The sequence below is a fragment of the Chitinophaga niastensis genome, from assembly GCF_003014755.1.
Classification (GTDB): domain Bacteria; phylum Bacteroidota; class Bacteroidia; order Chitinophagales; family Chitinophagaceae; genus Chitinophaga; species Chitinophaga niastensis.
Genome location: NZ_PYAW01000001.1, coordinates 1,372,178 through 1,397,113, shown reverse-complemented (window position 1 = coordinate 1,397,113; position 24,936 = coordinate 1,372,178). Strand labels below are relative to the sequence as shown.

The following is a 24,936-nucleotide window of genomic DNA, read 5'->3' as shown; positions in this document are numbered from 1 at the left end:
AAATCTCCACGTTTATGGCAAAGGCAATTCAGCCACAGAAATTATTTGTAGCCAGTTGTATGGCACTCCTGGTAACGTCGTTATCATTTGGTATCCGCGCAGGCATCTTAGGCGGCCTTGGCGTTGAATTCCATCTGGATGCGAAACAATTGGGCATTATTACCGGTACTGCTTTCTGGGGCTTCCCGCTGGCAGTTGTAATAGGAGGTTTTGTGGTAGATGTAATAGGCATGAAACGGTTATTGCTGGCAGCTTTCATCCTCCATTTACTGGGGATAGTGCTGACCATCTTCGCTACCGGCTTCTGGACGCTGTTCATCTCTACCCTGTTTATCGGTATGGCAAACGGCACCGTGGAAGCGGCTTGTAATCCACTGGTAGCCACCATTTTCCCTACCGACAAAACCACCAAACTAAACCACTTCCACTTATGGTTCCCGGGTGGTATTGTAGTGGGTACCCTGCTGGTGTTCCTGCTTTCCAAACTTCATCTTAGCTGGCAGCTGCAGGTAGGCACCATGATCATTCCTACATTAATTTATGGTTACCTCTTCCTGAAACTTGATTTCCCTGTTACCGAAAGAGTAGCGTCCGGGGTTTCTTCTTCCCAGATGTATAAATCACTATTAAACCCTTTGTTTATTGTGATATTCATCCTCATGTTTGGTACAGCCATCACAGAACTCTTTACCGGCCAATGGATTGACGTACTGTTAAAGAATGTAACGGAAAATGCTATCCTCATCCTGGCATTAACAGCCGGTGTACAAACATTGGGCAGGGGTATTGCCGGACCGGTAGTGCATAAAATATCGCCCACTGGCGTTTTGCTTTTATCTGCTATATTTTCTGCTTTGGGCTTATATTTACTTTCCCATGTATCCGGTGATATGATCTTTGTAGCGGCCTTTATTTTTGGTATCGGCGTTACTTATTTCTGGCCTACCATGCTCGGATTTGTGTCTGAAAACATTCCTGAATCCGGTGCATTGGGCATGAACCTGGTGGGCGGTGCCGGTATGTTAGCGGTATCTGTATACATGTTTTTTATGGGTGGTTTCTATGATAGCATCATTGGAAAACAGCTCCCAGCCGGTGCTTCACTGGATGCCTATCGCTCTGCAGGAGCCGGCACAGCAGAAGCCACTGCATTCACCCAGGCAACAGCTGTAGCAGGTCCTGAAATTATTAAAGTCACACTTATTATACCTATCATACTGATTGTTGCATTTGCAGGTCTTTTCCTTTACATGCGCAGCCGTAAAAAAGCACAGGTTCAAATAGTATAATTAAACGATAATTGTAAATATGACACGGAAACTAAGAATGGGAATGATAGGAGGCGGTAAAGATGCCTTCATTGGCGCAATTCACCGTATTGCCGCTAATATGGACGGACTGATTGAACTGGCTGCCGGTGCACTCAGTATCAATAACGAAATTGCTATTGAATCAGGTAAGATGTTGTTCCTGGATCCGGAACGCACCTACACCGATTTCAAAACCATGTTGGAAAAAGAAGCGATTATGCCGGCAGATAAACGACTGGACTTCGTGACCATCGTTACGCCTAACTTCGCCCACTTCGAACCCGCTATGATGGCGCTGGACCTGGGTTTCAATGTGGTAGTAGAAAAACCGATCACTTTTTCCCTGGAAGAAGCCAAATTATTAAAAGCAAAAGTGGAAGCCACCGGTTTAATCCTGTTGCTCACACATACCTACACCGGTTACCCGATGGTGAAACAGGCACGTCAGATGGTAAAAGATGGCGTACTTGGAAAAATCCGTAAGGTATGGGTAGAATATCCACAGGGCTGGCTCAGCAGACTGAGTGAGCGCGAAGGCAATGCACAGGCAGCCTGGAGAACAGATCCAAAAAAATCAGGTAAAAGTGGCTGTATGGGCGACATTGGTACCCACGCAGCAAACCTGGCAGAATATATCAGCGGTGCTAAAATTGAAAAGCTGTGTGCCGATCTGAACATCATGGTACCCGGTCGTGCACTGGATGATGATGGTGCAGTACTGCTGCGTTTCGATAACGGCGCTGCAGGTGTGCTGATGGCATCACAGGTAGCTGCCGGCGAAGAAAATGCTTTAAAGATCAGGGTATACGGAGAAAAAGGCGGCCTGGAATGGGCACAGCACGAACCTAATACACTGCTGGTAAAATGGCTGGATAAACCAACAGAGATCTACCGCGCAGGTGGTGGCTACAGTTTCCAGTCCGGCTACATGACGCATAATACCCGCACACCGGGTGGTCATCCGGAAGGATACCTGGAAGCATTCGGTAACCTGTACCGTAATTTTGCCCAAACATTATCAGCAAAAATAGATGGGGTACAACCTTCTCCCGAATCCCTGGATTTCCCCGGCACAGAAGAAGGCGTACGTGGTATGGCGTTTATCGATAACGTAGTACGTTCTTCGCAAAGCGAAGCTAAATGGACCACCTTTGAGATTTAGTAACCTTCATCACTAGAACGACTATATGAAAACGATAAAAGGGCCTGGTATATTTCTGGCGCAGTTCATGGGAGATGAAGCGCCTTTTAATAACCTGAAATCCATCTGCGAATGGGCAGCTTCCATAGGGTTTAAAGGAGTACAGATCCCTTCCTGGGATACGCGCCTGATTGACCTCCAAAAGGCTGCCGAAAGCAAAACCTACGCAGATGAAATCAAAGGCATTGTGAACGCGGCAGGGATGGAAATTACAGAACTGAGCACCCACTTACAAGGGCAGCTGGTTGCTGTAAATCCGGCATTTACAGAAATGTTCGACGGCTTTGCGCCGGCACAATATCATCATAACATCAACGCACGTACGGAGTGGGCAGTTAATCAGCTGAAATATGCTGCTAAAGCAAGCCGTAACCTGGGACTCAATGCACACGCCACTTTCAGCGGTGCGCTGCTGTGGGCGCCAGCCATGTATCCGTGGCCGCAACGTCCGGCGGGACTGGTAGAAGCAGGTTTTGCAGAACTGGCAAAACGCTGGTTACCTATCCTCAACGAATTTGATGCAAACGGTGTAGATGTATGCTACGAGATCCATCCGGGTGAAGACCTCCATGATGGTGCGAGCTACGAACGTTTCCTCGAAGCCACAGGCAATCACTCACGTGCTAATCTGCTCTATGATCCAAGTCATTTCGTATTGCAATGCCTCGATTACCTGGAGTACATCGATATCTACCACGAAAGAATAAAAGCTTTTCACGTAAAAGACGCTGAATTTAATCCTACTGGTCGTTCCGGCGTATATGGCGGCTACCAGGGGTGGATTGACCGCCCGGGCAGGTTCCGCTCTCTCGGCGACGGACAGGTAGATTTCAAATCCATCTTCAGCAAACTCACACAATACAATTTTACGGGATGGGCAGTAATGGAATGGGAATGTTGTATTAAACATCCGGAAGATGGTGCAAAAGAAGGTGCACCTTTTATCAAGGATCATATCATCCGTGTAACAGAAAAAGCATTTGATGATTTCGCCGGAGCAGGCACTGACGAGGCTTTCAACAAACGTGTATTAGGTATTTAAAACAGGATTGATGCATCATTTCAGTAAAAATAATCATCATCTTCCTCAACAAAAAAGTACGATCAACTATCATTAATAAAAAAATCAACAATCAAATTATGAGAAAGAGATATCTGGCGCCGCTCGTATTAAGTGCTTTGTTCTTTGCAGCTTGCGGAGGTGAAAAAAAACAGGATCAGAAAGCGAGTGACAGCACTCATGAAAGCCCAGCAGCAGATAATTCCATGGTTTCTCCAAATGCCGGCAAACCTGTCAGCAAAGGCGAAAACCTGATGGCACAAAGTGATTGCAAAACATGCCATAAAGAAGAAATGAAAGTGGTAGGACCTGCGTTAAAAGATATTGCAGCTAAATATCCTAACACACCGGAAAATGTGGATAAGCTGGCTGATAAAGTAATCAAAGGTGGTTCCGGCAACTGGGGCGATGTAGCCATGCTGCCGCATTCTAATGTATCTAAAGAAGATGCAAAAGAAATGGTGAGTTATATTTTGTCATTATCCGGCAAGTAATTTTCTATTCTATCATAAACACAATTAGTAAGAATGAAAAAAATAATCATGGGAGCACTCCTGCTTGGTGCCGTTATCGGAACCTCTGCTGTGAAAGCCCAGAAATTAAATAGCCTGTCTGCTAAAGAGAAGAAAGAAGGATGGCAACTGCTGTTCGACGGCACTTCTACCACTGGCTGGCATACTTACCTGAAAACCACTGCCAGCCCGGCATGGAGCGCATCTAATGGCGCCATTGGCCTGGACCAGGCAGCCAAAAAGAGCGGCGCACCAGGCGGCGATCTCGTTACCAACGACGAATATGAAAACTACGAACTGAGCATCGACTGGAAAATTTCAGAAGGTGGCAACAGTGGTGTGATATTCGGTGTACACGAAGATCCTGCCTTCGGAGCAACCTACCAGACCGGCCCTGAAATGCAGGTACTGGATGATGATAAACATCCGGATGGTAAAATCCCTAAACACAATGCCGGCGATTTATACGACCTGATCAAAGCTCCTAAAAGAGCAGCAAAACCGGTAGGTCAGTGGAATACCGCCAAAATCGTAAAAAAAGATGGTCACCTGACCCTCTGGCTCAATGGCGTAAAAACTGCTGAAACTACCATGGGTACTCCTGAATGGGATGCACTGGTTGCTGGTAGTAAATTCAAAGACTGGAAAGGATTCGGTAAATATCCCAAAGGCCATATAGCGCTGCAGGATCATGGTAACGATGTTTGGTACCGCAATATTAAAATCCGCGTGTTGTAATTTTAACGCAGAGGAAATTATATACTTGGCAGCAAGCTACCGAAATTTTCTTTCCCAGGATTTTGATGATTAATCATGATTGTACTGATTTTTTTAATTTTTAAAATAAGATTTAATCAGAAAAATCACGGTTAATCATCAAAATCCTGGGAAAGAAAATTTCGGCAGCTTGCTGCCAAATTCGTAATTATCAATTTAGTCATTTCTAACTCCCACGTATACACGATGAAAACATTCACCGCTTTTATTACACTGCTGCTCCTTGCCGGCACGATGTCCGTGCAGGCTAAGCACAAACCCAAACCCAAGCGGGTATTGGTATTTTCCAAAACAATGGGCTTCCGACATGATTGTATTCCCGCTGCTAAAATAGCGATCATTGAACTGGGTAAAGAAAATGGCTTTGGTGTAGATACTACAGAAGATGCCAGCGCTTTTACGCCTTCCAACCTGAAAAAATATGCAGCTGTTATTTTCAGCTGTACTACCGGCGATGTGCTGGATAGCACACAACAGGTAGCTTTCCAGGACTATATCCACAAAGGTGGCGCCTGGATGGGTATTCACTCAGCTACAGATACGGAATACGACTGGCCATGGTATAACAAACTCGCCGGTGCATGGTTCCTCAGCCATCCGCAACAGCAACAGGCTACTTTGAAAGTAGTAGACCATAATCATCCTGCTACCAAAGACCTCCCGGATGAATGGATACGCAAAGATGAATGGTACAATTTCAAAGACCTGAACCCGGATGTACATGTGCTGATCAAAATTGATGAATCCAGCTATACAGGCGGTAAAAACGGCGATAACCATCCTATGTGCTGGTACCACGATTTTGAAGGCGGCCGTGCCTTTTATACAGAAATGGGGCATATCAAAGAATCTTATCAGGATCCCGTATACCTTAAACATTTGTTAGGTGGCATTGAATATGCCATCGGCAACTGGAAACCCAAAAACTAATTCGCAACAATGAAACACGCTATTAAAATCATCTTATTACTTGCGCTGGTAGGTTTTGCGGGTTGCAAAAAATCACGCCCGGGTAAACCAAAAGTGCTGGTATTTACCAAAACCACCGCCTTCCGCCACTCGTCAATACCAGTGGGCATTGCAGCTATTCAAAAGCTCGGTAAAGAAAACGGATTTGAGGTAGATACCACAGAAAATGCCAACAAGTTTAATGAAGATACCCTCCAGCAATATTCCGCGGTCATCTTCCTGAATACAACCGGTGATGTACTCAATAATTACCAGGAAGCAGACTTTGAAAGATACATCCAGGCCGGCGGCGGCTTTGCAGGCATACACGCTGCTACCGACACGGAATATGAGTGGGGCTGGTACAATCACCTCGCTGGTGCTTATTTCCAGAGTCATCCTCCCGGTGTGCATAAAGCAATAGTGGAAGTAGTTAATAAATCATTCCCTGCAACAGTTGGTTTACCAGAAAAATGGGAGCATACCGACGAATGGTACAATTTCAAAAAACTGGATACAACTGTAACCACACTGTTGAAAGTAGATGAAAAGTCCTACGAGGGCGGTAATATGGGCAACCATCCTATCAGCTGGTATCACGATTATGATGGTGGCCGCTCTTTTTACACTGCGCTTGGACATACAGAAGAGTGTTACACTGACACTTTATTCCTGAAACACCTCCTGGGTGGTATTCAATATGCTATCGGTAAAAACCAGGTACTGGATTATAGCCAGGCTAAAACACTCCGTGTACCTGATGAAGATCGTTTCACTAAAAATGTACTCACTTCCGGAGAGTTCTTTGAACCAACAGAAATGACGATCCTCCCTAACCTGGATATCCTTGTAGCACAGCGCCGTGGCGAATTGTTGCTCTATAACCAGGCGGAGAAAAAAATATCACAGGTGGGTTTCCTGAAAGTATATTATAAAACAAATGTGCCCAATGTGAATGCGGAAGAAGGGTTCCTCGGATTAGCAGCGGACCCCGACTTCAAAGACAATCACTACATCTACGCTATGTATTCACCGATAGATACTTCGGTAAATCGTTTATCACGTTTCAAATTTGAAAATAATAAACTGGATATGTCATCTGAAAAAGTGATCATCCAGTTTTATTCTCAACGTGATATCTGCTGCCATACCGGTGGCTCCGTTGCATTTGGGCCGGATAAACTGCTGTATGTTTCTACCGGTGACAACTCCACACCATTTGATGAACCAGGACAGAAATATGTAAGTAAAGGTTATGGTCCTACAGATGACCGTCCCGGTCACCTGCAGTATGATGGCCGCCGTACTTCCGCTAACACCAACGATCTGCGCGGAAAGATCCTGCGTATAAAAGTACAGGAAGATGGCTCTTACACTATTCCTGAAGGAAATCTCTTCCCTAAAGGCACCAAAGGTACACGTCCTGAAATTTTTGCAATGGGTACCCGTAACCCGTATCGTATTTCTCTGGATAGAAAAACAGGATATGTGTATTGGGGAGAAGTAGGACCGGACGCCAACAACGACGACTCTACCCGTGGACCTCGTGGTTATGATGAAGTTAACCAGGCTAAAAAAGCCGGTAACTATGGCTATCCGATGTTCATCGCCAACAACAAACCCTATCATGCCTATAATTATGAAAACGGCGAAAGCGGCCCTGCATATGATCCGCTGAAGCCCATTAATAATTCACGCAACAATACCGGTTTAAAAGAATTGCCTCCGGCTGTTCCGGCTATGATCTGGTATCCATATGGCAAATCAGAAGAATTTCCGATTGTAGGTAGCGGTGGCCGTAATGCAGAAGCTGGCCCTGTTTACTACAGCGAATTCTATCCGAAAGAAACACGTTTCCCGGATTATTATAATGGTAAACTGTTTATTTATGATTGGATGCGCGGCTGGATTATGGCAGTAACGCTTGATAAAGACGCGAACTTCTCCAAAATGGAAAAGTTCATGCCAACCACTAAACTGAATGCGCCTATCGACATGGAAATGGGCCCTGATGGCCGTCTCTATGTACTGGAGTATGGTAATGGCTGGTTCAGCAAAAATGTGGATGCAGCACTTTCACGCATCGATTACAACGGTGGTAACCGTGCTCCCAGAGCCAACATCCACGTAGATCGTCTTACCGGCGGATTGCCCTTTAAAGTGAAATTAACAGCAGAAGGTTCTGTAGATCCTGATGGCGATAAACTCACCTACCTCTGGAATTTTGGTAATGGTAATAAGAAAGAAACCACTGAACCGTCTGTGGAATATACCTATACAACTGCAGGTGAATACCAGGCATATGTAGAAGTAGCAGATGATAAGGGCGCTAAAACAAAGAGTAAGTCAATAGAATTGTATGCTGGTAATGAAACACCGGAAGTAAAGATTGATATTGCCGGAAACAAAATGTTCTACTTCCCTGGCAAACAAATCAGTTATACCGTTAACGTTAGTGATAAAGAAGATGGTAACTCCGCTGATGGTAAGCTGGATGTAAACAACATCTTTGTAAAAGCCGATTACGTGCAGGGCCGCGATAAAGCTGCTGCTCCACAGGGTCATCAGATTATCACCGGTGCTATTGCAGGTAAAAACATCATGGAAGTTTCCGACTGTAAAACCTGTCATAAACCTGATGAAAAATCAATAGGACCATCCTTTAAACAGGTAGCAGAAAAGTATAAAAACGATCCTGCCGCACCGGATGTATTGGCTAAAAAGATCATCAATGGTGGTGGCGGTGTTTGGGGTGAAACGGCGATGGCTGCACACCCTACACTCTCTGTAGGTGAAGCAAAACAACTGGTGGAATACATCTATTCTGTCGGTGGTGGTGTGCCAAAAGTAATTTCATTGCCACTTACCGGCAGCATTAACCCAACTATGGGTAATGAGCCGAAAGACAATGGCGTACTGTTTATGCTGGCCAGCTATACAGATAAAGGTGCACCCGGCATTAAGCCAATCACCGGTACAGCTACTGTTGAACTGATCAGCCCTGTATTATCAGCAGCTGATTACAGCAAAGCAGATGGTGTATCAGTATTCCAGGCAGATGGCATGAAGTTCCTCATCCCTGCTACCACCGAAGGTTGGGCAAGTTATAACAAGCTCGATCTCACCGGCGTAAGTGGTGTAGAACTCACCTACATGGTTCAGGAAACACCGCAACAGGGCTACATAGTAGAAGCCTTTGCGGATGATGCTAACGGAACCCGTTTGGGTGAAGTAACCATTGGACCGGGTGCTGCCCCTAAGACAGCCAACAAGGTCAATTTCAACTTCGCACCAATTGCTGACGGAAAGAAACATAACCTTTATTTCCGCTTCAAGGCTACAGACGCTACACAGAAAGTACCGTTAGGTATCCTTTCGTTTACTTTACGCGGATAAATAACGATAGATATAAAAGAAAGGCCCGGGCACTACAATGCGCCCGGGCCTTTCTTTTTATATACAAACATTCACATGAAAAACTACTTCTTAGGTTTTGCACTCATATAAAAAGTAAGTGTGCCGCCATTCATAATATCCTCATGTGTAATGTACAAACGGTTAAGCGGCGAACCATTCAATAATACTTTTTGTACATACACATTTTTATCTCCCTGATTTTTTACATCTACCACAAATGTTTTTCCATTCTCCAACTGCATAGTGGCTTTATCAATAGCGGGGCTGCCCAACGCGTACTCGTCAGCACCCGGACAAACAGGATAGAAGCCCAGTGTACTGAAAATGTACCAGGCGCTCATCTGCCCGCAGTCGTCATTACCCCCCAGGCCATCAGGACCGGGATGATACATTTTTTTCAGGATCATGCGCACACGTTCCTGCGTTTTCCACGGATTGCCGGTCCAGTTATACAGGTAGGCTACGTGGTGCGATGGTTCATTACCATGCACATAATTACCGATGATACCATCGCGGGTAATATCTTCTGTTTCAGCAAAATATTTATCCGGCAGCTCCATGGTAAATAAAGAATCCAGGTGCGAAGTGAATTGTTTTTTGCCTCCCATCATCGCAATCATTTCATTTGGATATTGCGGTACATACAAACTGTAGTTCCAGGCATTACCTTCAATGAAGCCCTGGTCGTGCGTTTGCAACGCATCAAAGCTGGCTTTGAAAGTACCGTCATTCAGCCTGGGACGCATAAATCCAGTGCTGTCATCATATACGTTTTTGTAGTTGGTAGAGCGTTTTATGAATTCATCATAGATGTCTGTTCTGCCTAATTTCTTAGCCACCTGCGCAATACACCAGTCGTCGTAAGCATATTCCAGTGTTTTGGAAACGGAAGAACCGTTTTTGTCTTCCGGTATGTAACCCATGTCCATGTAATATCCCAGCCCATCGTAAGTACGATGACGCGCAGTAGTTACACAGGCATCCAATGCTTTATTCACATCAAAAGGCGCGTTGCCTTTCATGATAGCATCTGCAATCACCGACACACTATGATAACCAATCATACACCAGTTTTCATTAGCGTAATGCGCCCATATAGGCAACATATGCTGTGCACTTTGTTCATAATGGTTCAGCATAGATTGGATCATGTCTGCATTGCGTTTAGGCTGTATCACGTTAAACAGCGGATGCAGTGCACGGTAGGTATCCCATAAAGAGAAAGTAGTATAATTCGTATATCCGTCAGCGATATGAATATTCATATCCAGGCCGCGGTAAGCGCCATCCACATCCATGTAGGTAGTAGGATTAATGAAGGCGTGATACATGGCTGTATAGAAGTTTTCTTTCTCTTCTTTACTAGTGGATGCTATCTGTATTTTATTTAGTTCTTTTGCCCACAACGCTTGTCCGGCTTGCTTTACCTGTTCAAAGTCCCATCCCGGAATTTCTGCACGCAGATTTTTTAATGCACCAACGGTACTTACAGGAGATAATGCAAATTTGATTTTAATTTTTTCTCCGGGAGATGTTTTAAAATCGAAGTAAGCGCGAATCTGTTTACCTGCCATCTCCGGAAAATTCTTTGTCTGATCAAACTTACGCCAGAAGCCTTTGTACACATCTTTTGCATAATTCTGGTGACCATACTGCACAAATGGTTTAGAGAAAACCATTGCAAAGTATTCTATTCTCGTACGCGCCCAACCGTTAGTTTGGCGGAAACCGGTGATCAGCGTATCATTTTCTACCCTGATGAAGGTCCATACGTCTTTGTTATCGTAGTTATAGATACCGGACATCATATCCAGTATGATATGCGCCTGATCTGTACCCGGAAATGTATATTGATGAAAACCCACGCGGTTAGTAGCGGTGAGCTCAGCTAATATATTATCATCTTCGAGTTTCACTTTATAATACGCCGGTTCTGCCACTTCTGTACTGTGCGAAAACCTGGAGCGGTAGCCACTCTCCGGGTGATCAGCAGCACCTGGGTTTAGTTGCAGGTTGCCCACAGTAGGCATAATTAAAAAATCGCCCAGGTCGGAGTGACCGGTACCACTGAAATGCGTGTGACTGAAACCTACAATGGTTTTATCTTCATATTGATAACCCGCGCAATACTTATACACATCCGGATTATACTTGCCATTCATTTCATAAGGGATCGTATCTGTATCCGGACTGAGTTGCACCATTCCAAAAGGTACTGTAGCGCCGGGATACGTGTGTCCCATCTTTTGTGTGCCGGTAATCGGTTTCACATATTGCAGTACATTTTCCTGCGCAAACACCGACAGTGAAGAGAAGAAGAGTATGGGTAAAAGAATTTTTCTCATAGTGGTTGATTTAGAGATTTTTTGTCTTTCCCGGGATTAGACTGATTATACTGATTTTTTTGGATTTTTTTAGATGATTTAGCGAAGATAAACTTTGCTTTATCTTCGCTAAATCATCTAAAATCAGAAAAATAAAATCAGTATAATCATCTTAATCAGTCTAATCCTGTGTAAGATAAATGTACATCCCGAAGAGTCGGGATGAATTATTTCAGTGAACAATGAAATCGTTTACGAGACCATTTATTATTCTATTTATTGACTGCAGAATAAGAATATGGATAAGCCGAAGGCTGCGTTCCTCTTGACTTCTCAGGAGTAGCACCCATTTTAAATACCAGGTGACCGCCTTTTTGCAGTTCCTGGTGGCTGATCCAGTTTTTCGAATAAGCTTGTCCGTTTAAAGACGCGCTCTGTACATACAGATTTTTTTCACTGTTGCCCGGTGCATCAATCACCATTTTCTTGCCGTCTTCCATTGTTACAGTGAGTTTTGAAAACAGCGGTGTACCCAACACATATTGTTGTGTACCCGGACAAACAGGATAGAATCCCATGGCTGAAAATACGTACCACGCGCTGGTTTGACCGTTATCTTCATCACCACAATATCCATCCGGAGTGGCTTTGTATAAACGGCTCATTACCTGGCGTATCCAGTATTGTGTTTTCCATGGCTGGCCCGCATAGTTATATAAATAGATCATGTGTTGAATGGGCTGGTTGCCGTGTGCATACTGGCCCATGTTCATGATCTGCATTTCGCGTATTTCGTGGATAACTGTTCCGTAATAGCTTTCATCAAATACCGGTGGCATGTTGAAAACGGAATCCAGCATCTGTGTAAACATTTCTTTGCCGCCCATTAAGGTTGACAAGCCTTGTACATCGTGGAATACAGACCAGGTATAGTGCCAGCTGTTTCCTTCGGTAAAGGCATCGCCCCATTTAAACGGATTAAAAGGTGTCTGGAATTTACCATCCTTATTTTTGCCGCGCATCAGTTTGGTTTCCGGATCAAAGAGGTTGCGGTAGTTCTGCGAACGTTTTTCAAAGCGTGCAATCTCTTCTTTCGGACGGTTCAATGCTTTCGCCAGTTGATAAATAGTGAAATCATCGTAGGCATATTCCAGCGTACGTGCTGCGTTTTCATTCACTTCTACATCATAAGGTACATAACCCAATGTGTTGTAATATTTTACCCCCAACCGGCCTACAGAGCTGAGTGGACCTTCATTTTCGGTATTCTTTAAAATAGCCTGGTACAGGTTATTGATGTCATATCCGTGTATGCCTTTTAAGTAAGCATCAGCGATGAGAGATGCTGAGTTAGAACCCACCATACAGTCACGATGACCGGGGCTGGCCCACTCCGGCAACCATCCGCTTTCTTTGTAAGCGTTGGACAAACCTTCCATAATATGTGCACTCAGGGATGGGTACATCAGTGTAAAGAAAGGATGCACGGCGCGGAAAGTATCCCAGAAACCGTTGTCAGTAAACATATAACCGGGCAATGTTTGACCATTGAACGGACTGTAATGCACTATTTCATTTTTTGCATTGATTTCATAGAACTTGCGCGGGAAAAGCATTACACGATACAAAGAAGAATAGAAAGTGCTTACCTGTTCAACAGAACCACCTTCCACAGCCAATCTGCCGAGTTCTTTATTCCAGATATCTTTTGCTTTTTTGCAGGTTACATCAAACGCATCTTTTCCTATTTCGCGTTGCAGGTTTAATTCCGCCTGTTCAAAGCTGATGAAGGAAGACGCAGTTTTGATACCTACCTGCTCACCCTTTTTAGTTTTAAAACCTACGATGGCGCCCGTGTGATTAGCCTGTAGTTCCAGCTTTCCGTTTACCAGTACGGAATCATGCCAGGTACTGGCTACTGTAAAGGCTTTATCAAAAGTGATGATGAAATAATTTTTGAAGTTGGATGGTACGCCACCACTGTTTTTGGTAGTATAGCCAATGATCTTCTTTTCTTCCGGTAATATTTTAATGTAGGACCCATTATCAAAAGCATCTACCACTATATATGCACTATCCGTAGCAGGATAGGTGAAACGCAGTTGTGCAGCTCTTTCCGTAGGTGTGATTTCTGTGGTCACATCCGGATCGGCGAGGTATACACTATAATAATATGGTTTAGCTATTTCTGATTTATGCGAAAACCAGCTGGCACGTTTGTTTTGGTCAAACTTGATAGCGCCTGTTACCGGCATAACGGCAAACTGGCCATAGTCGTTGATCCACGGAGAGGGCTGGTGCGTTTGCTTAAATCCCCTGATTTTATCAGCGGTGTATTGATAGGCCCAGCCATTACCCATGGTATTGGTTTGGGGCATCCAGAAATTCATTCCCCAGGGCAGGGCTATTGCAGGATAGGTGTTACCGTTAGAAAGGCTCATTTTTGAATCGGAGCCCATCAATGTATTTACCCATTCCGCTGGTTCAGCTACTTTATTCACCGTCTGGCTCTGTGCACCATGCAGGCATAATAAAGCTGCTGCTAACAATCCAACTTTTTTCATGATTTACTATTATAAAAAAATAAAAAGGGAGTTTCTCGCAAAGGCGCAAAGCAGCAAAGGCACAAAGGTATATTTTTATATTTTCAGCAAAATCTCTTTGCGCCTTTGCGCCTTTGCGCCTTTGCTGCTTTGCGCCTTTGCGAGAAACGCTTATATAAGAAAATTTTACAAAATCGATTTAGCATAGGTACCGAAAAAAAAGATTCTAAGAATCCTTTCTCTTACTATCTCTCACTAAGCTGATTCTAAAAGTATAAATATTTTCCCATCATTTGCAAGTATTTGAATGTTTTTTTGAAACCAGCTGTCCCTACGGGAAAACCGGATTTATGCAGACCCTCTTAAAATAAACCTGCCAGGCAGTTGTATAGCGGGCTTTTTAATGGGACCATTGTTTTTGTCCAGCTGATGCATCAACAGATCTATGGCCGCTTTGGCAATACCTTCAATCGGTTGCTCTATTACAGATATGCCGGGTGGATACAACCGGAAGATGTCATGATCATCAAAACAGATCACAGACAGGTCCTGTGGCATCTTTAATCCAAGCCTGGCGATAACTTCCAGTCCGAGGATACCCAGGTAGTTGGTGGCAAAAAAGACGGCATCAATCTCAGGGTTCTTTTCTATAAACTCCTGCAGCTCATTCAGGGAATCTTCCCGTTGTTTATGGTATTTCAGGTGCAGTACATGTTTCTTTTTCAGTGGTATACGGTGGTCTTTCAGCGTTGTTACATAACCACGCAGCCGCTCTTCCAGCTGTATCAGCTTCACATCTACCGTTACAAAAGCAATTTTTGTGAGTCCTTTTTTGATGAGATGTTCCATGCCTTGCTGTACCCCATCAAAGTTATTGATCAGTACATATGGGGTTTTGATAGCCGGAAAGTAGCTATCCATCAGTACCACGGGCTTATGTTGTTGTAACAGCTGCTGAATTTCCTTTTCCATGCCGGGTGCGGGTGTAATCAGGTAACCATCTACCATCTGCCGGCCCAGCATGCGGATCAGCTCTCCGCCTTTCTGTGCATTATTTTCTGTACTGCAATAAACTACATTGTAGCCCCTCCGCTCTGCTTCGGTTTCAATAGTCTTTGCCAGGCTCGCAAAAAAACTACCGGAAATACTTTCAACAATAAGTCCCAGGGTTTTAGACTGACCCGTACGCAGGTTCACCGCCATGCGGTGCGGTTCATAGCCCGATTTCTCTACTACCTGCATAATCTTCCTGGCTACTTCATCGCGGATACGCATCTGCTTCCCCTTGCCATTCAACACGAATGAAACTGTAGAAGGTGCCACTCCGGCCATTTTCGCAACATCTTTAAGGGTTAGTCTCTTCATTTATAATGATTGGTTTTGGCTTGATTTTCCTGCACCCCGTATTATTACTGGCTCTCCTCAGCGTTCCGGGGATGGAAATTACAAAATAACCTGTAATTACTGACTAAGAAGAAATAAATGGTTACCTTTCAGTCAGCGACATAACCGACGCAATACATTTCTGTAGCATGCGTTTTATGCTTATAGCACATTGTCCGTTCACAACTGGTTGTAACTAATATACACTGGCGTATGAAGCATCTTTCCCAGCTTACTGATCCTGTTTTTGTAAAGCCAATAAAAGAAACGGCTCTTGATCGCCTTTTTAAAGGATGGATCAGAGATGAGCGCGATCTGCCTTTTGTATACCTGACATTTAAGATCACCCTCACCCTCTGGCCATTGGCCATCATTATGTACCTGCCGGGTGTAAATAACTGGCTTTGGTGGGGCGCCGCAATTGCTTACCAGTTCCTCAATAACCTTACATTTAAAGGACCCTTTGGTCTGATGCTGCATTGCACAAGCCATCGCGTTTTATTTGAAAAAAAATATCAATTCTGGAATCATTATCTCCCCTGGGCCATCGGTCCATTGTTTGGACAAACACCGGAATCTTACTATGCACATCATATTGGTATGCACCATCCGGAAAATAATATGCCGGAAGATGATAGCAGTACGATGCGGTATCAGCGCGACTCTTCACGCGACTTTGCACTATATCTCTGGAATTTCGTGACATTGGGCGTATATGATACGGCCCGTTATCATCTCCGTAAAAAACGTAATAAACTATTTGTACGCCTGGTAAGAGGTGAGCTGGTATTTATTGCTGCCTGTGTAGGTTTATCATTTATCAACTTCCCGGCCACCTTCGTGGTGTTCATTCTCCCTTTCCTCATCTCCCGCGTAATCATGATGGTAGGCAATTGGGCACAACATGCTTTTATCAGCACAGAAGAACCCGAAAACTCTTATAAAAACAGTATCACCTGTATCAATACTAAATACAACCATAAATGCTGGAATGATGGCTATCATATCAGTCATCATGTCAAACCCAGTATGCACTGGACAGAACACCCGGTATACTTCCGCCAGACACTGGACGAGTACATTACCAACGATGCTATTGTATTTGATGGCATCCACTTTCTGCATGTATGGGCCTACCTGATGGCCAAGCGTTATGATTTGCTCGCAAAAAATTTTGTGAACATCGGCGACCGCTTCCAAACAGATGCTGAAATTATTTCCTTCTTAAAGCAACGTACCCGCAAAATTGTGCTGGCGCCTGTACCCGCACCGGTAACAGCAGCAAGCTGCTGAAAATTGTCTTTCCCGGGATTAGGCTGATTTTGATGATTACCCCGATTTTGATTTTTTTTGATTAAAAAAGATGAGGGGAGATAAGAGCGGGTATATCTGCTTTATCTCCCCTCATCTTTTTTAAAATCAGTAAATGGAAATCGGGATAATCATCAAAATCAGCCTGATCCTGGGAAAGACAACTGTCAGATAGTTAGCTGAAAAACGCGAAAAACAGCCTCCACACAGCTTTTCAAAGCAAAACATTCAAAGTTATATTATATTATCTTAATGAATATGCTTAATCATAACAATGATTAACTAAATTTGCGCTCTAACTTTTTTTATTAAAGTAAAAAATATGCGTACTGTTACACTGAAAAGGGTTGTGGTTACCGGCTTGGGAGCATTAACACCTATCGGGAATGATGTAAATACTTTTTGGAACAATATGAAGGCAGGCGTGAGTGGCGCCGGTCCCATCACTAAATTTGACACCACAGAGTTCAAAACAAAGTTCGCCTGTGAGGTTAAAGGGTTTGAGGTGGAAAAATATATGGAAAAGAAGGAAGCCCGCAAGATGGATTGTTTCACACAGTACGCCATGGTGGCTGCTCAGGAAGCCGTTATTGATGCAGGTTTAGATAAAGAAGGTATTGATAAAACTAAAATAGGCGTGATCTGGGCTTCCGGCAATGGCGGGATGCTTACGTTCGAAGAACAGATAGTTGAATTTACGCAAGCTAACTTTGTCCCTAAATTCAATCCGTTCTTTATTCCTAAATTAATCTGTGATATTGCTGCCGGCCAGATTGCTATGAAATATGGCTTCATGGGCGTCAACTTCTGTACTGTTTCCGCCTGTGCTTCTTCTACAAGTGCACTGGTAGATGCGTTCAACTACATCCGTCTTGGTAAAGCCAATGCTATCGTAGCCGGTGGTTCTGAAGCTCCCGTTACCCGTGCAGGTATTGCCGGATTCAACGCGTTAAAAGCATTATCTACCCGCAATGAAGATCATACCTCGGCTTCCCGTCCTTTTGATGTGGACCGTGATGGATTTGTTATGGGCGAAGGTGCAGGTGCTATTATCCTGGAAGAATACGAACACGCTATCGCCAGAGGTGCTACCATCTACGGCGAAATGATTGGCGGTGCTATGACCTGCGATGCCTACCACCTCACTGCTACCCATCCGGAAGGCATGGGCGCAAGATTAGGCATGGAACAGGCATTGGAAGATGCTGAAATTGCTACGACCGATGTAGATTACATCAATTCACACACCACTTCTACACCTGTAGGTGATCTGAGTGAGCTGAAAGCGATCGTAACTGCCTTTGGTGATCATGCACAAAAACTCAATATCAGCGCTACCAAATCCATGACAGGTCACCTGTTAGGTGCTGCCGGTGCTATTGAAGCCATTGCATGTATCAAAGCAACACAGGAAGATATCATTCCACCTACTATCAACACTACTGTACTGGGCGAAGGTATTCCAACTAACCTGAACCTGACTTTAGGTAAAGCACAACACCGTACTGTAAATGTTGCGATGAGCAATACTTTTGGCTTCGGTGGTCACAACGCAATTGTGATATTCAAGAAATACAAAACAAACTAAAAAAGGAATAAGCAACGTTTGTCTTTCCCAGGATTAGACTGATTATGCTGATTACCCTGATTTTATTTTGATTTATAAAGATTTAAAAAGATTAGCGAAGATCGGAGCGGACATACTCGCTTTAATCTTCGCTAATCTTTTTAAATAAAAAAATAAAATCAGGGTAATCAGCATAATCAGTCTAATCCTGGGAAAGACAAAGGCCGAAAGCCTTCCGTATTTCGCAATTATGCCGTAGCTTAGTAGTTTAATATTATGGCAAAGAAAAAAGAGAATGTACCCGCAACCTCCGTCGCGCAAGCCCCGACAGATGAACAGATAGCCATCTTTGGCGCACGGGAGCATAACCTGAAAAACCTGGACCTGCAGTTGCCCAAAAATAAACTGGTAGTCATCACCGGCATCAGTGGAAGTGGTAAATCATCACTGGCCTTTGATACTATTTATGCGGAAGGACAACGCCGTTACATGGAAAGCTTTTCTGCTTATGCCCGACAGTTTATTGGTGATATGGAAAGACCTGATGTGGACAAAATCACCGGTCTGTCTCCCGTTATTTCTATAGAACAAAAAACCACCAATAAAAACCCACGCTCTACTGTAGGCACCATCACAGAGATATACGACTTCCTGCGTTTATTATACGCACGCGCCGGTACTGCCTATTCTTACAATACCAATAAGCGCATGACGCGCTTCTCGGAAGAAGAAATACTGGCACATCTCTTCAAAAATTATAATAAGAAAAAACTGGTCATACTGGCACCATTGGTGCGTGGTCGTAAAGGTCACTACCGGGAACTGTTTGAACAGGTACGCAAACAAGGCTACCTCAAAGTACGCGTGGACGGAGAAGTACAGGACCTGAAAGAAAGAATGCAGGTAGACCGTTACAAGATCCACGATATTGAACTGGTGATAGACCGCATCCAGGTACAGGAAGATGCCCGTGCCCGCATTAGCCAGAGCGTGCAAAAAGCCCTCACCATGGGCAAAGGATTGTTGTTTGTAATGGATCACGATACCAACAAGGTAAACCAGTACAGCAAACAGCTGATGTGTGAAGAAACCGGTCTTTCGTATGAAGAACCCAGTCCCAACACCTTCTCCTTTAACTCGCCCTATGGTGCCTGCCCACGCTGTAAAGGACTGGGTAGCATCTACCAGATCAATATGGACGAGGTGATCCCAGACCATAACATATCTATTAATGAAGGTGGCCTGAAACCTCTTGGTGAAGCCCGCGATACCTTCACCTTTAAACAGGTGCAGCAACTCGCTAAAAAATATAAATTCTCTTTAACGGCGCCTATTTCCGGTATCCCGCAAAAAGCAATGAACGTATTATTGTTCGGCGATGAAAACGGTAAACTGGAAGTGGATATGGCCTATGAAGAAGGTGGCAGCACAGAATATGCCACTGAATATGAAGGTGTGGTAAACATGGTACGCCGTTATTTCAACGATACCTCATCCGATCACGTACGCAGCTGGGCAGAAGGCTTTATGCAACTCAGCACCTGTCCGGAATGTAACGGCGCACGTTTAAAAAAGGAAAGTTTATTTTTTAAGATAGATGAGAAAAATATTTCCGAACTCGGAAACATGGACCTCGATAAACTCCTGGCCTGGTTTGGAAATATAGAAACCAGACTGGAAAGTAAACAGAACGCTATTGCGAAAGATATTCTGAAAGAAATACGCGAGCGACTGGGATTCCTCCTCAATGTAGGCCTGAATTACCTGACCTTAAATCGCCCTACGCGAAGCCTCAGCGGAGGCGAATCACAGCGTATCCGCCTGGCTACCCAGATAGGATCACAACTGATGGGGATCACTTATATCCTCGATGAGCCCAGCATAGGACTGCATCAGCGCGACAACATGCAACTGATTGCAGCACTGCGCAACCTCAAGGAAATGGGCAACACCGTCATTGTTGTAGAGCATGACAAAGACATTATGCTCCACGCAGATCACCTGGTGGATATTGGTCCGGGTGCCGGTAAACACGGTGGCCAGATCATTGCACAAGGCACACCTGCAGCCATACTGAAACTTAACACACCTACTGCCGGCTACCTCAATGGTAAAACGGCAACAGAAATACCTGCCGAACGCCGCAAAGGCAACGGCAACTCCTTAGAGCTGAAAGGCGCTACCGGCAACAACCTGAAGAATGTAAACCTGAAACTGCCACTGGGCACTTTCATCTGCGTAACCGGCGTTTCCGGCAGCGGTAAATCTACCCTGATCAACGAAACGCTGTACCCCATTCTTTCTAAACATGCCTACGACTCCAAGATGGTGCCCATGCCTTACAAGAGCATCAAAGGACTGGAGTTTATTGATAAAGTGATTGAAATTGATCAGTCGCCCATAGGCCGCACCCCCCGCAGCAATCCGGCTACTTACTGCGGTTTTTTCACAGATATAAGAACCCTTTTTGCATCGGTACCGGAAGCCAAGATCAGGGGCTACAACGCCGGCCGTTTCTCCTTCAACGTAAAAACCGGCCGCTGTGACGTTTGTGAAGGCGGTGGTATGCGTGTAATAGAAATGAATTTCCTCCCGGATGTATATGTGCATTGCGAAAAGTGTAACGGTCGCCGTTACAACCGCGAAACACTGGAAATCCGCTATAAAGGAAAGGGCATCTCCGATGTGCTGGATATGACAGTAGATGAGGCCGTAGAATTTTTTCAGCCGGTACCATGGATTTACCGGAAGATAAAAACCTTGCAGGACGTTGGTTTGGGATACATCACCCTCGGACAGTCAGCAGTCACCTTATCAGGAGGAGAAGCCCAAAGGGTAAAACTGGCCACTGAATTGTCTAAGAAAGATACCGGGAAAACCATCTACATCCTCGATGAACCCACTACCGGGCTGCATTTCCAGGATATACAGCTGCTGTTAAAGGTGCTGAATAAACTGGTAGACCGCGGCAATACGATACTGGTGATAGAACATAACCTGGATGTGATCAAGATGTCCGACTACATAGTAGATCTGGGCCCAGAAGGCGGCGGTGGCGGTGGTAATATCTTATGCACTGGTACCCCTGAAAAGGTAAGTACCTGCAAAGACAGTCATACAGCCATATTTCTCAAAAAGGAACTGGGAATTTAATATATTGCCAACTGTAAACAAGGAATGAAAAGCATCTATCAAATATTACTCATCGGTTCATTACTAGCTGGCATCGCTGCCTGCGAAAATGAAACAAAGGTATGTGACCAGACGTTGAGCACAAATCTGCATATCAATTTCAAGCGCGATAGTGCGGGTATTGTACGGGACACGATCATGCCTAAAGTAACGGCATTCGCACTGGGACATGATTCTATCTACAAGGTTCAGCCACTGAGTAATGTATTTTTTCAGCTCTCACCGGTAGCGGATACCAGTAGGTTTTATCTGAAAGTAGACTCTACACTCACTCCCGACACACTAACGTTCAGGTATAAACGTACAACACATTTTATATCAGCCGGTTGCGGCTTCGGTACCTACTTTTTACTGGATACCGTTATCGCTACCAGGCATACAATTGATTCCGTTCAGATTAATATTAAGTCAGTAACTACCAGTAATGACACGCATCTTACTTTGTATTTTTTTAATCAGTAGTATTTTGTTCAGCGTAGCTGCCACCGCTCAGGTAAAGCCCGCAGCCGCTAAAACAGATATCATACATAAAAAAGCCCCTGTTGATACAACAGTGGCAATAGCTATTCCACATAAGGACAGTATCCTGCTGCTTCCTGGTGGAATAAGGATAGGAGTGGATCTTAGCCGCATCGTTTCCGCCATCTATTATCCTTACAGAAAAGAGATCACGGTAGTGGCTGATGCCCGTATTAATGCTGACCTCTACCTCGCATTTGAAGGCGGTTATGCTAACACGCCCTACAGCGATAGCAACTATACCTATAAAGGCAATGGTGCATTTGTAACTTTGGGACTGGATTATAATTTTCTGAAAAGACAATATCCGTCTGAAAAAAATATGTTCTACGGTGGCTTCCGTTACGGTTTTTCACACTTCAACTACGCGGTACCCTCTTACACTATCAAAAATCCCTATTGGGGAGATCATCTTACCAGCAGCATTCCTAAAACCAATGTTAACGCACATTGGATAGAACTCATGCTTGGCTTAAAGGCTGAAGTCTTCAAAAACTTCTTTATGGGCTGGAATGTACGGGAGCGCTTTTTGATCAACAACGTTAAAACAGATGCCATAACACCACTCGTCATCCCCGGCTATGGCAATGGCGGCAAAAGAACGGTACTGGACGTGCAATACACCGTTTCCTATGTGATTCCTTTTTATCACGTAAAAGAACGTATAGCAGGAACGGAAGTTAAAAAGAAAAAGATACCGAAGCGATAAAAAAGGCCTTCGGCCTTCATCAAAACTCATAGCCACTAATTATTTCCTCACCATCTCAATATGAGGAATCCCATCTTCCAGGTATGTATCGCTCGTCTGCTCAAAACCAAGTGAAGTATAAAACCGCTGCAAATATTGCTGCGCACCAATCTTAATAGGTCCTTTACCATAATGTACCTGCAACATGGCAATAGACTGCTCCATTAACTCCTTGCCGGCACCCGTACCCCGCGCCAGCGAAGAGGTGATCACACGACCAATAGAAGCTTCTGTAAATTTAATTCCCGGCGCAAAAATACGGGTATAAGCCAGTAGCTTTCCTGCATCATCGGTTCCCATTAAATGCAAGGCTTTCTGGTCTGAATAATCCATATCCTGGTACACACAATTTTGCTCCACTACAAATACTTCACTCCGCAAATGCAGTATAGCATAGAGTTCCGACGTAGTTAATTCATCAAACGCTTTTATCTTCCAATGCATATAGGCAGCTTTGATGTAAATTTACTGGAAGCTTTCAAGAATACTGCTAATTTTATAGCCGATAGATGAATATTTAGCCCAATCGTGCATATTATGGCAGACAAACAAACACCGTTCCTCTCATTGGAACATATTACCGTAAGGTATCTCGACAAAACATTATTCAATACCCTCAGCTGGCAGATCACAAAAGGAGAACAGTGGGCTATCACCGGCCCCAGTGGCGCAGGTAAGACAGCCCTCCTGAATACCATCCTCGGTAAATTCAATATTATCAACGGTAGCATTCATCATCATTTTTATGACGAATGGCGCCAGCATAATATTACTACAGATCCCTATTTCAACTACCGTAACCTGGTGGCTATGGTAGGCCATCATCATACCTTCCGCAACCTCTCCAATACCACCACCGACTTCTATTACCAGCAGCGCTTCAACAGCATGGACGCTGAAAATTCTCCCACAGTAATGGAATACCTGGAGATAAAAGATGTGCCGGCACTGGTATCGCCCCTGCGTATAGCACCGCTTATGGAGAAACGGCTCATCAAATTATCCAATGGCGAAACACGCCGCGTAATGATTGCGCGCGCCCTCCTCCAAAGGCCACAGCTGCTGATGCTGGACAACCCCTACATTGGCTTGGATATACAGGCCCGTAAGGACTTCAGCCATATGATCAATGAAATCATTGCCGGCGGCACCACGGTATTACTGGCCACCGCTCCCCATGAAATTCCTGATCATATTACACATGTACTCACACTGGAAGATGGCGCTATAACTGGCAAGCATACACGCAGCGAATTTGCAAAGCTACCCTTGCCGGTACAACCTGATATTGTGTTACCGGAAATAGAAACAGATAAAATTGCGGCACTGGTGCAAAATAGTACCCACACTCATTTTGACAACATTGTGTGCATGGAAGATATCCATGTAAAATATGGCGAAAACACTATTCTGCAAGGCATCAACTGGACCATTCAGCCAAATGAAAAATGGGCACTACTGGGCCCCAATGGCGCTGGTAAATCTACCTTACTCAGTTTAATCAACGGAGATAACCCACAGGCATATGCCAACAAACTATGGCTATTCGGCCGCAAACGTGGTAGCGGAGAAAGCATCTGGGATATCAAGAAAAAGATAGGGTTTGTATCTCCCGAATTACATCAATACTTCACTTCCCGCGATAACTGTTTACAGGTAGTATGTTCCGGCTTCTCCGACATCATAGGCAGCACACGCCCGGCCACACCGGAGCAGCAACAGGTAGCCAAAGACTGGATGAGCATCCTGGGCGTTGCCGCACACGAACAAACACCTTTTAAACAGGTACCTGAAAGCGCTCAACGCCTTACACTACTGGCCCGTGCCCTGGTTAAAAATCCGCCACTGCTCATCTTTGATGAACCTTGCCAGGGACTCGATGCGCAACAAAAACTACATTTCAAAAAAGTAATAGAACAGCTGTGTGACCATATGCCCGTTACACTTATCTATGTAACACATTACGAAGAAGAACTCCCTGATTGCGTTAATAAGTTTATTCGATTGAGTAAAGGGCAAATGGTATAAGTGTATGCGATGGCCTTCGGCCATTGTCTTTCACAGGATTATGCTGATTAAGATGATTATCCTGATTTTATTTTTCTTTACTAAAGATGCTTATCT

17 protein-coding genes are annotated in these 24,936 nt (G+C 44.4%); 13 read left to right on the top strand and 4 right to left on the bottom strand.

Going from position 1 to position 24,936, the window contains the following annotated elements:
• Nucleotides 1–14: 14 nt before the first annotated feature.
• The 7 genes from CLV51_RS05880 to CLV51_RS05850 all read left to right on the top strand — a co-directional run bounded on the left by CLV51_RS05880 (nucleotide 15) and on the right by CLV51_RS05850 (nucleotide 9,204).
• Complete coding sequence (locus CLV51_RS05880; protein ID WP_106527054.1) at nucleotides 15–1,289, top strand: MFS transporter; 1,275 nt, start codon at nucleotides 15–17, stop codon at nucleotides 1,287–1,289.
• A 19-nt stretch (nucleotides 1,290–1,308) separates the two neighbouring features.
• A complete protein-coding gene (locus CLV51_RS05875; protein ID WP_106527053.1) occupies nucleotides 1,309–2,472 on the top strand; it encodes a Gfo/Idh/MocA family protein in 1,164 nt (387 codons plus the stop codon).
• A gap of 25 nt (nucleotides 2,473–2,497) precedes the next feature.
• Nucleotides 2,498–3,553, top strand: coding sequence for a sugar phosphate isomerase/epimerase family protein (locus CLV51_RS05870; RefSeq protein ID WP_106527052.1), 1,056 nt, complete (start codon nucleotides 2,498–2,500; stop codon nucleotides 3,551–3,553).
• 98 nt (nucleotides 3,554–3,651) lie between these two features.
• Nucleotides 3,652–4,065, top strand: a complete 414-nt coding sequence (locus tag CLV51_RS05865) for a c-type cytochrome (RefSeq protein ID WP_106527051.1) — start codon at nucleotides 3,652–3,654, stop codon at nucleotides 4,063–4,065.
• Nucleotides 4,066–4,098: 33 nt separating this feature from the next.
• Nucleotides 4,099–4,821, top strand: a complete 723-nt coding sequence (locus tag CLV51_RS05860; protein WP_106527050.1) for a 3-keto-disaccharide hydrolase — start codon at nucleotides 4,099–4,101, stop codon at nucleotides 4,819–4,821.
• A gap of 225 nt (nucleotides 4,822–5,046) precedes the next feature.
• Nucleotides 5,047–5,790, top strand: a complete 744-nt coding sequence (locus tag CLV51_RS05855; protein WP_106527049.1) for a ThuA domain-containing protein — start codon at nucleotides 5,047–5,049, stop codon at nucleotides 5,788–5,790.
• Between the two features lie 9 nt (nucleotides 5,791–5,799).
• The gene (locus CLV51_RS05850; protein ID WP_106527048.1) at nucleotides 5,800–9,204 is read left to right on the top strand and encodes a ThuA domain-containing protein; all 3,405 of its coding nucleotides are present in this window, start codon (nucleotides 5,800–5,802) and stop codon (nucleotides 9,202–9,204) included.
• 83 nt (nucleotides 9,205–9,287) lie between these two features.
• On the opposite strand, the gene CLV51_RS05845 is transcribed toward CLV51_RS05850, so the two are convergent.
• From CLV51_RS05845 to CLV51_RS05830, 3 genes are all read right to left on the bottom strand, one after another.
• The gene (locus tag CLV51_RS05845) at nucleotides 9,288–11,570 is read right to left on the bottom strand and encodes a GH92 family glycosyl hydrolase (RefSeq protein WP_106527047.1); all 2,283 of its coding nucleotides are present in this window, start codon (nucleotides 11,568–11,570) and stop codon (nucleotides 9,288–9,290) included.
• Between the two features lie 251 nt (nucleotides 11,571–11,821).
• Nucleotides 11,822–14,113 carry a GH92 family glycosyl hydrolase gene (locus tag CLV51_RS05840; protein WP_106527046.1) on the bottom strand — a complete coding sequence of 764 codons (2,292 nt, stop codon included), beginning with the start codon at nucleotides 14,111–14,113 and terminating at the stop codon, nucleotides 11,822–11,824.
• A gap of 327 nt (nucleotides 14,114–14,440) precedes the next feature.
• A complete protein-coding gene (locus tag CLV51_RS05830; protein ID WP_106527044.1) occupies nucleotides 14,441–15,457 on the bottom strand; it encodes a LacI family DNA-binding transcriptional regulator in 1,017 nt (338 codons plus the stop codon).
• A gap of 231 nt (nucleotides 15,458–15,688) precedes the next feature.
• Between CLV51_RS05830 and CLV51_RS05825 the strand changes: the two genes are divergently transcribed.
• The 5 genes from CLV51_RS05825 (at nucleotide 15,689) to CLV51_RS05805 (ending at nucleotide 22,773) form a co-directional block, all read left to right on the top strand.
• Complete coding sequence (locus CLV51_RS05825; protein ID WP_106527043.1) at nucleotides 15,689–16,768, top strand: fatty acid desaturase family protein; 1,080 nt, start codon at nucleotides 15,689–15,691, stop codon at nucleotides 16,766–16,768.
• Nucleotides 16,769–17,108: 340 nt separating this feature from the next.
• Complete coding sequence (gene fabF, locus CLV51_RS05820) at nucleotides 17,109–18,374, top strand: beta-ketoacyl-ACP synthase II (protein ID WP_106527042.1); 1,266 nt, start codon at nucleotides 17,109–17,111, stop codon at nucleotides 18,372–18,374.
• A gap of 255 nt (nucleotides 18,375–18,629) precedes the next feature.
• Nucleotides 18,630–21,506 carry an excinuclease ABC subunit UvrA gene (uvrA, locus tag CLV51_RS05815; protein WP_106527041.1) on the top strand — a complete coding sequence of 959 codons (2,877 nt, stop codon included), beginning with the start codon at nucleotides 18,630–18,632 and terminating at the stop codon, nucleotides 21,504–21,506.
• Between the two features lie 24 nt (nucleotides 21,507–21,530).
• On the top strand, nucleotides 21,531–22,007 hold the full coding sequence (locus CLV51_RS05810; RefSeq protein WP_106527040.1) for a DUF6452 family protein: 477 nt from the start codon (nucleotides 21,531–21,533) through the stop codon (nucleotides 22,005–22,007).
• On the top strand, nucleotides 21,970–22,773 hold the full coding sequence (locus CLV51_RS05805; protein ID WP_158266939.1) for a DUF6048 family protein: 804 nt from the start codon (nucleotides 21,970–21,972) through the stop codon (nucleotides 22,771–22,773). The genes CLV51_RS05810 and CLV51_RS05805 overlap by 38 nt, the downstream gene beginning before the upstream one ends.
• Nucleotides 22,774–22,812: 39 nt before the next feature.
• Here the strand turns inward: CLV51_RS05805 and CLV51_RS05800 are convergent, their stop codons facing one another.
• Nucleotides 22,813–23,256, bottom strand: a complete 444-nt coding sequence (locus CLV51_RS05800) for a GNAT family N-acetyltransferase (protein WP_106527038.1) — start codon at nucleotides 23,254–23,256, stop codon at nucleotides 22,813–22,815.
• Between the two features lie 93 nt (nucleotides 23,257–23,349).
• On the opposite strand from CLV51_RS05800, the gene CLV51_RS05795 reads away from it, so the two are divergent.
• A complete protein-coding gene (locus CLV51_RS05795; RefSeq protein WP_106527037.1) occupies nucleotides 23,350–24,840 on the top strand; it encodes an ATP-binding cassette domain-containing protein in 1,491 nt (496 codons plus the stop codon).
• Nucleotides 24,841–24,936 lie beyond the last annotated feature (96 nt).